Origin of the sequence: Rhodococcus sp. 21391, assembly GCF_016772255.1 — a bacterium.
Classification (GTDB): Bacteria; Actinomycetota; Actinomycetes; order Mycobacteriales; family Mycobacteriaceae; genus Rhodococcus_F; species Rhodococcus_F opacus.
The window spans coordinates 1,261,074-1,275,948 of sequence record NZ_CP063782.1 but is presented as its reverse complement, the minus strand read 5'-3'; the positions used below and the strand labels follow the sequence as shown (position 1 = coordinate 1,275,948).

The following is a 14,875-nucleotide window of genomic DNA, read 5'->3' as shown; positions in this document are numbered from 1 at the left end:
GTTGCGGACGGATCCACATGCGGGTCAGCTCCAGGCTTGGCGCTCGCGGCTTCTGGGGTCGTCGACCTGGGTCCAGTCGGTGTCGATGTGCATCGTGGCCCGGCGCTCGGTGTCGTACGGGTCCCAGCCGGGATCGCCGGTCTGGGCGAACCGGACCCAGGTGGCGTGCATGCGGGCGGCGAGATCGGCGGGGGGTTTGTCGGGGCCGAGCAGGGCGGCGGGGCCGTGCAGCTGGGGGAGGTGCGCGAGATCGAAGACGAAGGGCAGCTCCACCGCGTGGGTGGCGCCGAGCTGTCCGTCCAGGGCGTGGGAGCGCCAGGCGAACTCGTAGGCGTAGGTGGCGGACTCGGGGTGGGCGGCGTGGGCGCCGGCCAGGGCCCAGCTGCCCGCACCGAACAGCGCGTCGCCCATGATGGCGGAACGCAGCTCGCCGAGAGACGCCTCGGGGCGTGTCGTGCGGTAGGTCTCGACGAGTTGCGCCGGTTTCGGGTGCGAGCGTACCGCCGCGTCGTCGACGTCCCGGGCGGTCGAGGTGGAGAACTTGCCCACGGGGACCAGATAGAGGTGCCCCTCTTCGGTGTTGGTCCCGATGAGCAGGTCGATGTCGGCGCTGTTGCCGGCGGCGATGGATTCGGCGGGCTGCGTGTCGAGGACGAGACTGAAGGGGCTGAGTCCGATCAGTGGGTCGTGGTGCGTCTCGGTGTGCAGGTCGATGCCCGCGAGCCGGGAGGCGGCCTCGACCAGGCGGGCGTCGGAGATGTCCGCGAAGGCGTCGAGGTGGGGCTCGATGCCCAGGGCCGCGGCTGCTGCCTGGGTGACGCGGGCGGCCTGCTTCGTTGTGAACGCCCCTAGGCCGCTGCCGCTTTGGACGATGGCCCGCTGGAAGAGGCCCGTGGCGTCGGGGGTGGCGAGGACGCCGCCGACGATGGTCGCCCCGGCCGACTGGCCGAAGAGGGTGACGTTGTGCCGGTCACCGCCGAAGACGGCGATGTTCTCCCGCACCCAGCGCAGTGCGGCGACGACGTCGAGCAGGCCGCGGTTGGCGGGCGCCCCGGGGATGTCGAGGAACCCGGCGATGCCGAGCCGGTAGTTGAGGGTGACGAGGACGACGCCGTCGCGGGCGAAGGCGGAGCCGTCGTACATCGCGGACCGCGTCGATCCGGCGACGAATCCGCCGCCGTGGACGAACACCATGACGGGCAAGTCGTCACCACCGCTACCGCCGCCGTCGGCGGGTGTGAAGACGTGGACGGTCAGGTAGTCGTCGCCGCGGCTCCAGCCGGTGCCGAAGTAGGGAGTCATGTTCACGCTGCCGAGTTTGCGTTCGGATTGCGGCGCATTGGGTCCGGGTACGGTGGCGTCCCGTACGCCGTCCCAAGGCTCGTGCGGCTCGGGCGGCGCGAATCGGCCGGCGCCGCGGGGCGGGGCGGCGTAGGGGACGTTGAGGAAAGCGGCGGTGTCGCCCTGGCGCAGGCCGCGAACGGTTCCCTGTGCCGTAGTCACGATGGGGTCGGGGTGGTGGAGGTTCACGGTGGTGACTTTCCGCAGGATCTCAGGCCTGCTCGGTGTACGGGGCGAAGGGGGCCCAGCCCTTGATGTCGAATTTGTCTGCCTCGCGGACCACTTCGGCGGCGCCCTGGCCGCCGAAGTGCGCGGGGATCACGAGTGCGTTGTTGTCGGCCGCCCAGCCCAGTACCTTGCGGCGGGTGGCGCGCGAGCCTGCGGGGTCCTCGCAGAAGCAGCTGTTGGCGTGGGGCTCGAGGATCTGCACGGGGCTGTGGAGCATGTCGCCGACGAACACCGCGCGGTCCGTCCCGGAGGTGAGGGTCAGCACGGAGGAGCCGGGGGTGTGTCCGGGAGCCGGGTCCAGGCGCAGGTCGGCGTCGATCTGGTGGCTGTTCTCCCACAGCAGCGTCTGGCCGGCCTGGTGCACCGGGGCCACGCTGTCCTCGAAGACGTTCTGGTTGCCGCGGCCGAGCAGTGGCTTGTGGCCGTTTGCGGGATTCCAGAAGTCGAAGTCGTCCTTCGGCATCAGATAGGTGGCGTTGGGGAAGGTGGGCACCCACTGCCGGTCGTGCAGGTAGGTGTTCCAGCCGACGTGATCGATGTGGAGATGTGTGTTGATCACGATGTCCACGTCCTCGGGCTTGACGCCGGCCCGGGCGAGATTGGCGAGGAAGTCTGTTTCGAGGCGGTTCCACACCAGTGCGTAGGGGCGGTCCTTGTGATTGCCCACGCCGGTGTCGACCAGGATGGTCTTGCCCCCGCTGCGCAGCAGCCAGGTCTGGATCGCGGAATTGACGATGTTGGTCTCGGAATCGAGGAAGTCCGGCGTCAGCCAGGAGGCGTTGTCGTCCCATACCTTTTTCGGGCTTTCCGGGAAGAAGGTGTCGGGCGTCATGTCGACGGAGCCGAAGTACTCCCATACCCGGGTGATGGTGACATTGCCGAGCGTGATCTGGTCCATGAGGTGTCCTTGGAGAATGCGGAGGATTCCCTGAAAACAGTAGGAGCGGCCCGGCGGGCGCGGTATCGGTAACGTGACTGCATCTTCGCGCAGGGTCCGGGCGCGGGGCCCGGCCGCTTGTAGCCTGGACGGGCCAGGGCGGGGCGACGTCGATCCACAGCCACAAATGCAATTTCGGGAGACTCGGTGGACGAGCACACAGGCGACCTCGGTGCGGTGACGAGACCGGAGCCCGATCCGGAGGAGCTGATCCTCGGCCGGGACGCGGAACTGGCACGCCTGTTTCGTGCGGTGGACTCGGCGTCGGCCGACCCGGTGCTGATATTGGCCGGTGAGATGGGCACGGGCAAGAGTGCACTGCTCGACCGTGCGGTCCGCCGGGCCGAAGCGAGCGGTGCCCGGGTACTGCGCGCGGAGGGCAGCGAGTCGGAGTCGAGCCTGGCGTTCTCCGCCCTGCATCAGTTGCTGCGGTCGCTGCGGGCCGAGGTGGACGGACTACCGGGCAGGCAGCGCGCTGCGCTGGTGCACGCCTTCGGCGCGGGCCCGGCCCCGTCGGGACCCGATCTCATGCTGGTCGGGGTCGCCGTCCTGAATCTGTTGTCAGACCTGGGCGACCGAGGGCCTGTGCTCGTGGTCCTCGACGACGCGCAGTGGTGTGACCGCGCTTCCCTGGACGTGCTGTCCTTCGCCGCCCGACGGCTGGCAGGTGAACCGGTCACGATACTTGTCGGAGCCCGTAGCGGCGATCCTGTCCCGGGATTCGACCGTCATGTGCCGACGCTCACCCTGGAGCCGCTCGACGACGCTGCGGCGGGCCGGTTGCTCGACCTGCAGCCGACGAGCCCCACCGGCCACACCAGGACGCGGATCCTCGAGCAGGCCGGCGGTAACCCGCTGGCACTGGTGGAACTGGCGAGGGCAGCATCGGCGCACGACACGGCTGCGCCGCCGCCGTCCGCAGGTCCGCTCCCACTCACCGATCACCTCGAGCGGATCTTCGCCGCCCGCCTGAACGGCCTCCCCGCTCCCACGGCCGAGGCGCTGCTGCTCCTGGCCGCCATGGACAGCGCCGACTCCGAGATCGCTGCCGCGGTGGGACTGCCGGCTTCCCGGGACGCGGCCTGGCTGCCCGCCGAGCAGGCGGGGCTGGTCCGCCGCACCGGCAGCGGCGTCCGGTTCCGCCACCCACTGGTCCGCTCCGCCGTCTACCACGCCGCGTCCTCGGGTGCCCAGCGAAAGGCGCACCTCGCGCTCGCCGAGATGCTGCGCGGCGAACCGGATCGACGCGTCTGGCATCTGGCCGCCGCCTGCCCGGGACCGGACGCGGCCGTGTCGGCGGAGCTGGAGCGGACCGCCGCCCGCGCCCGCCGGCGCGGCGGGCACGCGGCGGCCGGCAAGGCCCTGCAGCGCGCCGCGGAACTCGCACCACGTCGCGAGGACAGCGCCCGGCTGCTGGTCGAAGCCGCGTCAGCGGCCGTGTTCACCGGAGACATCGCCTGGGTCGAGGATCTGGTCGCCGCCGCACGCGCGCGCACCGATGACCCGCCGCTGCTCGCCGCCGCCGCCGTGCACGCCGGACGGCTGGCGGTCCTGACGGTCCGCCACGCCACGGTGTTCACCGCACTGACCGAGGCCGCCGAGCAGTTGGCGCTCTCCCAACCCGCCGCCGCGCTGGACCTGCTGGCCGGCGCGGCCGTGGTCCGCTTCTATGCCGGAGAGGACACCCAGCGCCACCGCATCGAGGACCTCCTCCGGCGCCTGCCCGACGATGCCTCAAACACCGGCGTGCGCACCTGGGTGAGGGCCGTCTCGGACCCCTTCGACGAGCGGGCCGCACTCGTCTCCCTGCTGCCCCAGCTGGCCACCGAGGCGGAATCCCGGCCGGAGCAGCTCACCACCGTCGGGATCATGGCCTGGCTCTTGGACGAGACCCCACAGGCCGTCCGCGCCTTCGACGAAGCCTTCCACCGCTGGGAGTTGCAGGGAGCACTGCCAGAGGGTCTCGGCGGAGCGGTCGCCTGGGCCTATGTCGAGCGCGGCAGGTGGGAACAAGCCCGCGAGGCGTGCACCCGCACCACCGCGGTCGGCCGAGCGGCCGGCCTCGACCACGCCGTGGCCTGCGCGGCCACCGTGGACGCCGCCGTGCTGGCCTTCCAGGGCGATGCGCCCTCAGCCCGTACCAGAGCCGAGGAGGCACTAGCCCTGATCGATCCGCTGGAAAGCCGCTCGGTCGCCGTGTATGCCCGTCGTGCGCTCGGTGCCGCGGCCGCCGCGGAAGGCGCGTACGAGGCCGCGTATGACCAACTCCGCATGGTCTTCACGGCAGACGGCACCCCCGTGCACTACCACGCCTGCTACCCGGCCCTGGCGGATCTGGCCGCCGCCGCAGTGCGCTGCGGGCGCAGCGACGAGGCCGCCCGGATCGTCGAGCGTTCGGCAAACGCACTGGCGGACAACGCTTCCCCTCGTCTGCGTGCGCTGATCAGCCGAGCCCGGGGTCTGCTGGCGAAGCCCGAGGTCGCCGAGCCGCACTTCCGGGCGGCCCTGGCCGATCCGGTGCTCGAATACTGGCCCTTCGAACGCGCGCAAACCCTGCTCGACCTCGCCGAATGGCTGCGGCGCCGTCGCCGCATCGCCGAGGCGCGCGGACCACTCACCGAGGCCCTGGAGACGTTCCGGCGCTTGGGCGCACGCCCGTGGATCGAGCGCGCTCGGGCCGAATCGCGCGCGGCCGGCCTCGACGTCACGGACACCGCCCCCGACGCGCTTGCCGAACTCTCCCCGCAACAGCAGCAGATCATCAGGCTCGCCGCCCGCGGGCTGACCAACCGCGAGATCGGCGAGAAGCTCTTCCTCTCCCCGCGCACGGTCAGCTCGCACCTCTACCGCAGCTTCCCGAAACTGGGCATCACCGCCCGCTCCCAGCTGCGCGACCTCATCGAGGGCACCCTCGCCACGGCCCGCCAGCAGGAATGAGGGCAACCTCCGGCCCGAGAAGCAGTCACCTGAGGCATACCGCGCGCCATCGCGCCGGACCAAACGGTCTCCTGGACGCGCAGGGCGAGCAGCTCCGGGGAAAGCGTGTGCAGGAGTGAGAGCACCATGCTGAGCGAGCCGGTGATGAAGAAGGTCACCACGGTGGTGTGCCCGTCGGAGATGGCCGCCGAGTACCGCGAGCGCAGCCGCGGTGGTCACTTGGAATGCCTGCCGCGTCGTGTGCCGCCCCGGTCCTGAAAGCCGTGCTGGTTCTGGACGAATCGTCAGATTTCGGCGACGGCGGACCTGACAGACCGACCGGCGAGGCCGAATCCGAACGGCACTCCGGCGACGGTGCCGATCCGCCGCCGGCCGCTCTGCAGCAGGATGTCCCCGGTGTGGTGCATCCAGATGTCCGCAGTGGCCGCATTTCCGAACAACCAAAGGAGCGCAACCGGTTGTTCATCGGAAGTATCTGTGCTTGACTCGCGTGGGGAACCGATCGTCGGCTCACCCATTCCACCGCCGATCCTTCTCGGATCACACACATCGCACATTCGAGGGCAGCATCAGAGATGATCACGAACTGGAAAGAAACATCAATTGTCGGCACTAACTGTGACCTGCCGGTTCTCGACACCGTCGACGTTCTCGTCGTGGGCGGCGGCGCCGCTGGTGTTGCGGCCGCGACGGTGGCGGCCGAGGCCGGCGCGAGCGTGGTCCTGGTCGAGAAGTACGGATTCTGTGGTGGCGCTGCCGTCGCTGGGATGTCCGGCACCATCTGCGGAATGTACGCAGCGTCAGAGACACCCGGTTCGCCCCTGCAGGTCGTGCAGGGCTTTTCCGAGCGATTCTCCGTCGAGTTGTCCAAACGAGGTGGTCTGACAGCGCCGCAGATGTACGGCAAGACCTGGACCGCTGCGCACGATCCGCTGGTCTGGCGCGAGGCGGCGGAATCGATGCTGCTCGACGCCGGCGTGCGAATTCTGTTCCACACCAACGTGGTCGGTGTGATCATGGATGGGGCATCACACGAGGGTGTGGTGGTGGAGTCCACCGCGGGTCGCTCATCGATTCGGGCGCGGCGCACAATCGACGCCTCCGGTGACGGTGCGGTCGTCGCCCGTGCGGGCCACCGATACACCTACGGGGACAGCGGGCGTATCCAGAATCCGACGATGTTCTTCCGGATCGCCGGTGTCGACGTCGACCGTTTTCTCGACTTCTACGGCCACGACACGATCTGCCCGCCGGAGGTGTCCGCCGACATCGTCGCCGCGCGCGAGGAGGGGCTCGACCTCCCTCGGCAGAAGATCTGGATCTTCCAGACGCCGCGGCCGGGGGAGTTGATGGTCAACGCCACTCGTCTGGTCGGGTTCGACGGGCGCATGCTCAACGTCGTCGACCCGGTCGATTTCACCGAGGCCGAGATCGGGGGACGTCGTCAGGTCCGCAACTACGCCGAGTACCTGAAGCTGCGCATACCCGGGTGCGAGAACAGCTATGTCGTCGATACCGGCACCGAGGTCGGCATCCGGCAGACCCGCACCATCGCGGCCGCGGAACGGCTCACCAATACCGATGTGCTCGAGCACCGCAAGCGCCCCGACGGTATCGCGCGGGTGCCCTGGCCGATCGAACTGCACGACGGTGACAAACCGAAACTGCACTGGATCCTCGACGACTTCTACGAGGTTCCGTTTGCCGCGCTGATCCCCGAGGTGGGGGATAACATCATCGTTGCCGGCCGGTGCCTGGGAGCCGAGCACGAAGCGCTGGCTTCTGCCCGGGTGACCGCCCAATGCTTCGAGTACGGGCACGCGGCGGCCGTCGCGGTGCACCAGTCGCTTCAGCGCGATGTGCCACTCCGGGAGATCCGCGGCGAGGCTGTCCGCGAGCGCATGGCCGCCAACGGCAGCGACCTGTAAGCGCTGGGTGGTGCAACGCAACAGGTCGGGGCAGCCTCCACTTGGAGACCGCCCCGACCTTGTTGTGTGTGCTGGGTCAACGCCCGGTGAACCGGGCCGGCCGCTTCTGGACGAACGAGGCGATGCCTTCCCGACCGTCCTCGGAGGCGAATAGGTCGAAGAGCAGGCTCTGCTCCAGGGCGTAACCGGGTCCCCGGTTGCCGGGCACCACTGCCGTGGCGTAGCCGACGGCCTTTTTGATGGCGGCGACCGCCAGCGGGGCCCGCCCGGCTATGTCGGTGGCCAGTGTGCGCGCGGTCTCGGTCAGGTCGTCGAGAGCGCAAATCTGCGAGACGATGCCCGACTGGTTGGCCTCGGCGGCGCTGAGGCGGCCCGCGGTCATGATCAGATGTCGTGCACGGTTCGGGCCGACGAACTGGGGAAGGCGTTGGGTGCCACCCCAACCCGGCAACAGGCCGAGGGAGACCTCCGGCAGGCCGAAGGACGCCGACTCGGCCGCGATCACGATGTCGCAGGCGAGGACGATTTCGAATCCGCCGCCGAGGGCGAGTCCGTTCACCGCGGCGATGACGGGCTTTTCGAAGGTGTCGATCCGGTCGCACAAGTCGTTGCAGGCGCGGGTGAACGCGGCGAACTGGGCGGCCTCTGCCTTCTCGTACTGGGCGATGTCTGCGCCGGCGGCGAACGCCTTTCCCGTGCCGGAAACCACGACGGCGCGGACATCGGGATCCTCGGCGACAGTGTCGAGGGCCTCGTTGAACTGCTGGATCATCGCCGAATTGAGGGCGTTGAACTTTTGCGGCCGGTCGAGGGTGATGGTGGCCACGCCCTCACCGGCTTCCAGTGCGACGAGGATTTCCTCAAGCGTTGTGGACACGGACAACTCCTTCCTGTGTGAGTGCGTCGATCTCGCTGTCGTTGAGCCCGAGTGTGCTCAAGATGGACTCGGTGTGTTCTCCCAGGGCGGGAGGCAGCGTACGGGCGGCCGGTGTCTGGCCGTCGTAGCGGATCGGGTGAGCGAGCACCTTGACCGGGCCGCTGCCGGGGTAGTCGAACTCGAGGAAGCTGTTGTTGTGCAGCACCTGGGCATCGTTGACGACGGCTTCGTAGTCGTTGACGGGGGCGAACCAGACCTTGTGCTCGGTGAAGTGCGCCTCCCACTCCTGGGTTGTCCGCTCGGCGAGGTGTTTGGAGATGCGCTCGTTGATCTCCTCACGGCGGTTGTATTCGTCGTCCGCGGCGATCGTGGTGAACCAGTTGTCGTCGAACGCCTCGGAAAGGATCGACAGGGCGGTGATCGAAACGGTGATGTGCCCGTCCGCGGTGCGGTAGATCCCGTACGGCGCCTTGTAGTAGCGCGACCCGATACCGGTCGAGCTCCGCTCGCCCCGGAATCCGTTGAGATAGTAAGATATCGGTTCGATCTGCAGGTCGAGTGCGGCGTTGAGTAGGTTACTTTCGACCTTGCATCCTTTGCCGGTGCGTTCGCGGCCGAGAAGGGCACCGAGGATGCCGAACGCGCCCAGGACGGCACCGTGCTGATCGATGACGGAGGCGCCCACCGACGTGGGCGGTGAGTCGGCGCTGCCGGTCGCGTGCGCGAGCCCGGACAGCGACTGCAACAGTAGATCCTGGCCTGGCCGATCGCGGTACGGGCCGGCGGAGCCGTACCCGGACAGCGAACAGTACACCAGCCGCGGATTGCGGGCGGAAAGTTCCTCGTAGCCGAATCCGAGCCGCTCGAGGGCGCCTGGCCGGAAGCTCTCGATGAGCACGTCCGCGTCGTCGATCAGTTTCAGCAAGATCGACTTGGCCTTCTCGGATTTCAGATCGATCGACAGGCTCTGGACATTGCGGTTGCCGAGCAGGAAGAAGACGCTGGCATCGCCGACATAGGCGTCAGGTCCCGACCAGCTTCGCTCGAAAGCGCCTGCGGGAGATTCGATCTTGACTACCTCGGCACCGAGGTCCGCGAGCATCTGGGTGGCCGACGGCCCCTGCAGGAAATGGGTGAAACTGACAACGCGTATTCCAGACAGCATGAACCCTCCCGGGCGTGAGTGTGAATGACCGGTCGCATCGACCTGTGCGCTGCGAGCTACGGGCTGGCTTGTGGGCCCCGCCCGGTGTGTCTCGGTGCGAGGCAGTTGGTACTTAATGCAGTAAAGCACGGCAGCACCAGTTGCACAACCGGTTGTTCATCGGGTTTTGCGCTATGCCTACGACGTCGGAGGGCGGGGCAATCGGTCGCCAGATGGCGAGCTGAGAAGCCTGGGTGCCACCTGGAGCAACGTCGTCGTGTGGCTTTGCCTGCTGGCCGAAGAGTCAGCGGCGTGATCCACGGCGAACAACTCGAACTCCTCGGCGACCGCCGTGACCATCAACGCAAGGTGTGGACCCGTGATCGATCAGGCGCTGCTAACGCGCCCGAAGGACGCGCACTCGAAGAACAAGAGAGACCTTCTGTCGAATCCCGGAGGTCCTCGACAACGTCGCCGCCCTCGCCTGGACATGGGTCAAGATCGCTGCGGCATCTGAGAGCCGCCATGACCGTGCCGGTGCTGATCGATATCCTGCTCTCTATACTGAGTCATGATGGTGAGCCTCAATGACGTCGCACGCGCCGCCGGCGTGTCGAAATCCGTTGCGTCCAGGGCGCTCAACGGTGACGTCAACGCACGGATTCGAGAGGACACCCGCACTCGAATCCTCGAGATTGCGGAGCAACTCGGGTATGTCCCGAACCGGCGCGCCATCGCACTGCGCTTCAATCGCTCCGGCGCCATCGCACTGATCGTCCCCGACCCGAACAACCACGTCTTCGCCGAGATGCTGTCCGGAATCCAGCAGGTTGCCACCCCAGCGGGGATCGATGTCCTCGTCGGCACCGTCGACCACGCGCCGGAAGGCCGTGATGCCGTGCAGCGCCTGCTCAAGCAAGGGCGAGTTGACGGTATTTTGATCCAGCGCCGCGAAGACTTCGATGACAACGAGCTTCGCGAAGTTGTCCCCGAGGGCATCCCCACTGTCTTTGTCAACTGCCGACTCGATGACCGGACAGGATCGGTCATCTTGCCGGATGCCGAAGGCGTCCGTATCGCGACAGAGCATCTGATAGACCTCGGTCACCGCGACCTCGGATTCATTGGCGGATCGCCCACACACGACACCGCAGTCCGCCGCCGAATCGGTTTCGAGGAAACACTCGCCTCACACGGCCTTGCCTCTCGGCCGGAATGGGTACATGAGCTTGGATGGGAGGCTCCCTCTGGAGCGGCCGCGGTCGATGCCATCCTCGTCCGGCCCGATCGGCCAACTGCACTAGTGGTGGCGAGTGTGAACGCTGCAGTAGGTGCACTCTCCCAACTGCAGCGAGCGCAGGTGAAGGTTCCCGAGGAGATGTCCATCGTCGGGATCCACACCACCTGGGTATCGGAGACGGTATTCCCGGCCATCACCACCGTGCGAATGCCGCTGTCGAAGATCGGCAGCACGGCGGCGGAGATGCTCCTCGGGCACCTCGACGGGGAGGCGCTCTCCAATGTGACGATCGACGATCCCGCCCCCGAACTACTGGTGCGGGGCACCTCGATTGCCCCGACGAAGGCGTGACTCGGGACTAGCGGGCCCGATCGCGGACGAAGAACGACCTGCCCTTACCGCGGAAGCGTCCGCGGAGGTCAAGGACGCACCACCGTTTCAGCTCGGGTAGTCCGACTCGGCGGCGACTTGCCGCCCCGCGATCGATCAGCGAGCTCCACGATGTCGCCCCGGCGAAAGGAACCGCAGCGACATTCGACTAGCAGGCAGCGCGGCCGTAAATTCGCCAGGATTCGGTCCCGTCAGGTTTCGAGGATCTCGAGTTCTGTTCTGGAAGCAATTGCACAACCGGTTGCGCACCGGGGGCAGTGGGTGCTTTACTTACTTCACCCGCCTTGTGACTGCGACCACAGTCGTGCGTCCAACCCCGCTCCTCCTGAAGGAATGCAATGAATCCTCCCGAGCGAACCTCGATGGCTTCGCCAATGACCGAATCGTCCCAGCCGTCGAACAACGGCCTGCGCAAGGTAGTCGCCGCCTCGATGGCCGGGACTGTCGCGGAGTGGTACGAGTTTCTTCTGTACTCCGCGGCTTCCGCGTTAGTCTTCGGCACCCTGTTCTTTCCGAAGACCGACAACGCCCTCGACGGCGTACTTAGTGCACTGCTCATCTACGCGGTCGGCTTTCTCGCCCGTCCGCTCGGCGGTGTGGTTTTCGGTCTCTACGGCGACAAGTTCGGCCGCAAGAAACTGCTGCAGTTCAGCCTTCTGCTGGTCGGGATCTCCACGTTCGGAATGGGCTGCCTCCCCGGCTTCGGCAGTATCGGCTATTGGGCGCCAGGGCTTCTCGTGATTCTCCGCTTTATTCAGGGATTCGCAGTCGGAGGCGAATGGGGTGGTGCAGTTCTGTTGGTCAGCGAGCACAGCTCCGATCGTCGCCGCGGCTTCTGGGCGAGCTGGCCACAGGCGGGGCTTCCTTTGGGGAACCTTGTCGCGACCATGGTCTTGTCCGTGCTTGCCTTTGTCATGCCGGAATCGGCATTCCTTGGTTGGGGATGGCGACTGGCATTCTGGCTCTCAGCGGTTATCATCATCATCGGCTACTACATTCGCACGCATGTCGACGACGCGCCGATCTTCCTGGAGTCGCTGAAGGCCGAGGAACAGCGCAGCGAGAACCGGTCCAGTGTGTCGCAGGCGATTCGACAGTATCCGCGGCAGATTGCGATCGCGATGGGACTACGTGTCGGCGAGAATATCCTATATCAGGTTGTCGTGACCTTCTCGATCACGTACCTGGCCTTCAAGGTCGGAATGAAGATCGAAAATGTCTTGCTGGTTATGCTAATTCCGCATCTGCTGCATTTCATCCTGATTCCCGTGATTGGCGGCCTTACCGATCGGATCGGGCGCAAACCCATCTATATGACCGGTGCGCTGCTAATGGTGTTGTGGGCGTTCACTTCCTACCCCTTAATGAACACGGGAAACATCGTGCTCGTGATCGTGGCGCTGACGCTTGGACTGGCCGTTCATGCGCTGGTCTACGCGCCGCAGGCGGCGATGATGTCCGAGATGTTCCCGACACGTATTCGGTATTCCGGGGTATCGCTCGGCTACCAAGTGACCTCAGTCTTCGCCGGGTCGGTTGCCCCATTCATCGCGACTTACCTTCTGCGTGAGTATCATTCGTGGATCCCGATTGCCATTTACCTGGTAGTCGCGGCGAGTGTTTCACTGGTCGCAATCTCGGCCGCGCGCGAGACCTGCGGCATCTCATTGCAGGATGTCGACGCCCAGGACCGGACGCGATTTCCACCGAGTTCGAACCGGGAGCGCTGACAAAACAGCGCTCACCGTACCCCCAATCTCTCATTTGTCCAGCAGGACAGCAGGGTTGCCATGAGTAGGCTCATCGGCGACTACTGCGAGAGCCCGTACCTCAGCCTCGTTCCGAGACGCGGCGAAGGAAGTATCGTCGCCGGACGACCTCTCAGCGCCGATCATCAAATATTGTCCTCTTACCGCGCAGTGTTTCGAGTACGGTCACGCCGCAGCACACGGACCATTCGATCGCCGCCGAACTCCATCGCGTACCGAGACATCGGTCGCGCAGAGGTGCGAAGGGGCATGCAACGTTCCGGCAGTGCACTCTGACCTTCCTATTTAAAGTTCTTCACGCGGTCATTTCGACTGCAGTACAGGAGGTAAACATGCCCATCAACCGACCCATCTCCACGACGGCTGACGCGTTGCCAGATAATGATCGCGGTCAGCCCGGCCAACTCAGAAGTCGCTTCGTCCCTGGCACAACCCGGTGGGCTGTCCGTCGCGCCCAATGGACCGCGCTCGGGCGATCGGTTGAGGATCAGGGGCGACCACAGATCGCCATCGTAAACACCTCATCCCGGCTTTCTGTCTGTTTCGCCCATCTCGACGACATCGTCGATGTGGTAGCTGAGGCGATCTGGGAAGCTGGCGGCTTGCCGCTCGAGATACGAACTGTCGCACCAAGCGATTTCGTAACCAGCGCCGGACGAAAAGCGCGATACCTCCTTCCCACCCGTGACCTCATTGTCAACGATGTGGAAGCCGCAGTGGAAGGGGCCGTACTCGACGGAATGGTCTGCTTGTCCTCCTGCGACAAGACGGCCCCCGCCCATCTCATGGCGTCAGCACGACTAGACATCCCCTCCATTCTGGTCATCGGCGGGTATCAACGGGGAGGCACATACGCAGGCTGCTCGGTGGATATCGACACCGTCTACGAGTCTGTCGGCGCCGTCAAGGCCGGCGAGATGACCGTCGATCAGCTCGGCGACCTAGCCGATGCCGCGATTCAAGGGCCGGGCGTCTGCGCAGGACTCGCCACCGCGAACACCATGCACATCCTATCCGAAGCCCTCGGAATGACAATGCCTGGCTCGGCACCCATTCGAGCGAACTCAGACAGGATGCGCGAACGCGCTGCTGCTGCTGGTACTCGAATCGTCGAAATGGTTGCCGAAGGATTGACCGCACGAAAGGTGCTGACCAAAGACGCCATCGAGAATGCTGTCGAAGTTGCCCTTGCACTGGGGGGGGTCGGTCAATTGTATTCGTCATCTCGCAGCAGTTGCCAATGAAGCCGACCTCGATATGGATGTTGTCGCCACATTCGAGGAACGAGCAAAATCCGGCGTCCAACTCGCGGCAATACGACCGAACGGGACCGACCAGGTATGGGATCTCGAGCGGGTAGGAGGCACTCAAGCCGCAATGAAGGCTTTGCTTCCACGACTACACGGCACAGCGTTGACAGTGACAGGTGACACCGTGATGGAGCGAGCCGAGACAGCCCCTCAACCGGACGGCGAAGTGTTGCATGAACTCTCGGACCCGATTTGCAACGAGAGTGGGTTGCTGATTCTTCGTGGTTCGCTTGCTCCTGATGGGTGCATCGTCAAAGTCGCGGGCGTCGGTAACGCACGTCGTCAGTTCTCGGGCTCAGCGAAGGTGTTCCTAGGCGAGGACCAGGCAATCATGGCTCTCGGTAACCGGGAAATTACGTCAGGCGATGTCATTGTCCTTCGCGGTATGGGGCCACGCGGTGGCCCGGGCACGGTGTTCGCGGCAAGCTTCGTGGCGGCCCTCAACGGCGCAGGGCTCGGCGGCCAGGTCGCGGTGGTGACAGACGGCGAACTGTCAGGACTCAACCATGGACTAGTCGTCGGCCAGGTCATGCCTGAAGCAGCGGACGGGGGGCCACTCGCCGGCGTGGAACCTGGTGACATCATCTCCATCGACCTCGACTCACGCACGCTTGATGCGGACCCTATTCGGCAGGGAGCGCCCGTACATTCCGGTACCCCGGGCCGAGAACGCGGTTGGCTCGGCCAGTATGCCCAACTTGTGGGCCCCATACAGCAGGGTGCGGTCCTGAGACGCCCGATATCGCAGTAGGCGTTCAGAAAGGAATCGAGACG

10 protein-coding genes and 1 pseudogene are annotated in these 14,875 nt (G+C 65.9%); 6 read left to right on the top strand and 5 right to left on the bottom strand.

Going from position 1 to position 14,875, the window contains the following annotated elements; genetic code table 11:
* Positions 1-24: 24 nt before the first annotated feature.
* Together GO592_RS40710 and GO592_RS40705 are read right to left on the bottom strand one after the other, a co-directional pair.
* A complete protein-coding gene (locus GO592_RS40710; protein WP_202715257.1) occupies positions 25-1,530 on the bottom strand; it encodes a carboxylesterase/lipase family protein in 1,506 nt (501 codons plus the stop codon).
* A 22-nt stretch (positions 1,531-1,552) separates the two neighbouring features.
* Entirely contained in the window at positions 1,553-2,467 is a 915-nt protein-coding gene (locus GO592_RS40705) for an MBL fold metallo-hydrolase (protein WP_202715256.1), read from the bottom strand.
* A 186-nt stretch (positions 2,468-2,653) separates the two neighbouring features.
* Here GO592_RS40705 and GO592_RS40700 point away from each other — a divergent pair, with 186 nt between their 5' ends.
* Both GO592_RS40700 and GO592_RS46140 read left to right on the top strand, forming a co-directional pair.
* Positions 2,654-5,443: a helix-turn-helix transcriptional regulator gene (locus tag GO592_RS40700; protein ID WP_202715255.1), complete on the top strand. Its 2,790-nt coding sequence runs from the start codon at positions 2,654-2,656 to the stop codon at positions 5,441-5,443.
* 126 nt (positions 5,444-5,569) lie between these two features.
* Positions 5,570-5,701 (top strand): hypothetical protein, encoded by a 132-nt coding sequence (locus tag GO592_RS46140; protein WP_259376164.1) that lies wholly within the window; start codon positions 5,570-5,572, stop codon positions 5,699-5,701.
* Between the two features lie 26 nt (positions 5,702-5,727).
* On the opposite strand, the gene GO592_RS40695 is transcribed toward GO592_RS46140, so the two are convergent.
* Positions 5,728-5,961 carry a hypothetical protein gene (locus GO592_RS40695; RefSeq protein ID WP_202715254.1) on the bottom strand — a complete coding sequence of 78 codons (234 nt, stop codon included), beginning with the start codon at positions 5,959-5,961 and terminating at the stop codon, positions 5,728-5,730.
* Between the two features lie 57 nt (positions 5,962-6,018).
* On the opposite strand from GO592_RS40695, the gene GO592_RS40690 reads away from it, so the two are divergent.
* Positions 6,019-7,371, top strand: a complete 1,353-nt coding sequence (locus GO592_RS40690; protein ID WP_202715253.1) for an FAD-dependent oxidoreductase — start codon at positions 6,019-6,021, stop codon at positions 7,369-7,371.
* 76 nt (positions 7,372-7,447) lie between these two features.
* Here the strand turns inward: GO592_RS40690 and GO592_RS40685 are convergent, their stop codons facing one another.
* Both GO592_RS40685 and GO592_RS40680 read right to left on the bottom strand, forming a co-directional pair.
* Positions 7,448-8,248 (bottom strand): enoyl-CoA hydratase/isomerase family protein, encoded by an 801-nt coding sequence (locus GO592_RS40685; protein WP_237737266.1) that lies wholly within the window; start codon positions 8,246-8,248, stop codon positions 7,448-7,450.
* Positions 8,232-9,413: a CaiB/BaiF CoA transferase family protein gene (locus GO592_RS40680; RefSeq protein ID WP_105421013.1), complete on the bottom strand. Its 1,182-nt coding sequence runs from the start codon at positions 9,411-9,413 to the stop codon at positions 8,232-8,234. The genes GO592_RS40685 and GO592_RS40680 overlap by 17 nt, the downstream gene beginning before the upstream one ends.
* Positions 9,414-9,963: 550 nt before the next feature.
* Between GO592_RS40680 and GO592_RS40675 the strand changes: the two genes are divergently transcribed.
* The 3 genes and pseudogenes from GO592_RS40675 to GO592_RS40665 all read left to right on the top strand — a co-directional run bounded on the left by GO592_RS40675 (position 9,964) and on the right by GO592_RS40665 (position 14,852).
* Positions 9,964-10,983, top strand: a complete 1,020-nt coding sequence (locus GO592_RS40675) for a LacI family DNA-binding transcriptional regulator (protein WP_337952690.1) — start codon at positions 9,964-9,966, stop codon at positions 10,981-10,983.
* A 377-nt stretch (positions 10,984-11,360) separates the two neighbouring features.
* Positions 11,361-12,752 (top strand): MFS transporter, encoded by a 1,392-nt coding sequence (locus GO592_RS40670; RefSeq protein WP_105421015.1) that lies wholly within the window; start codon positions 11,361-11,363, stop codon positions 12,750-12,752.
* 371 nt (positions 12,753-13,123) lie between these two features.
* Positions 13,124-14,852: pseudogene (locus tag GO592_RS40665) on the top strand (dihydroxy-acid dehydratase domain-containing protein).
* Positions 14,853-14,875 lie beyond the last annotated feature (23 nt).

Excerpts from the sequence above, each read along its gene's own strand:
- GO592_RS40705 (WP_202715256.1), bottom strand. The coding sequence starts at position 2,467 with ATGGACCAGATCACGCTCGGCAATGTCACCATCACCCGGGTATGGGAG.
- GO592_RS46140 (WP_259376164.1), top strand. The coding sequence starts at position 5,570 with ATGCTGAGCGAGCCGGTGATGAAGAAGGTCACCACGGTGGTGTGCCCG.
- GO592_RS40695 (WP_202715254.1), bottom strand. The coding sequence starts at position 5,961 with ATGGGTGAGCCGACGATCGGTTCCCCACGCGAGTCAAGCACAGATACT.
- GO592_RS40690 (WP_202715253.1), top strand. The coding sequence starts at position 6,019 with ATGATCACGAACTGGAAAGAAACATCAATTGTCGGCACTAACTGTGAC.
- GO592_RS40680 (WP_105421013.1), bottom strand. The coding sequence starts at position 9,413 with ATGCTGTCTGGAATACGCGTTGTCAGTTTCACCCATTTCCTGCAGGGG.
- GO592_RS40675 (WP_337952690.1), top strand. The coding sequence starts at position 9,964 with ATGATGGTGAGCCTCAATGACGTCGCACGCGCCGCCGGCGTGTCGAAA.
- GO592_RS40670 (WP_105421015.1), top strand. The coding sequence starts at position 11,361 with ATGAATCCTCCCGAGCGAACCTCGATGGCTTCGCCAATGACCGAATCG.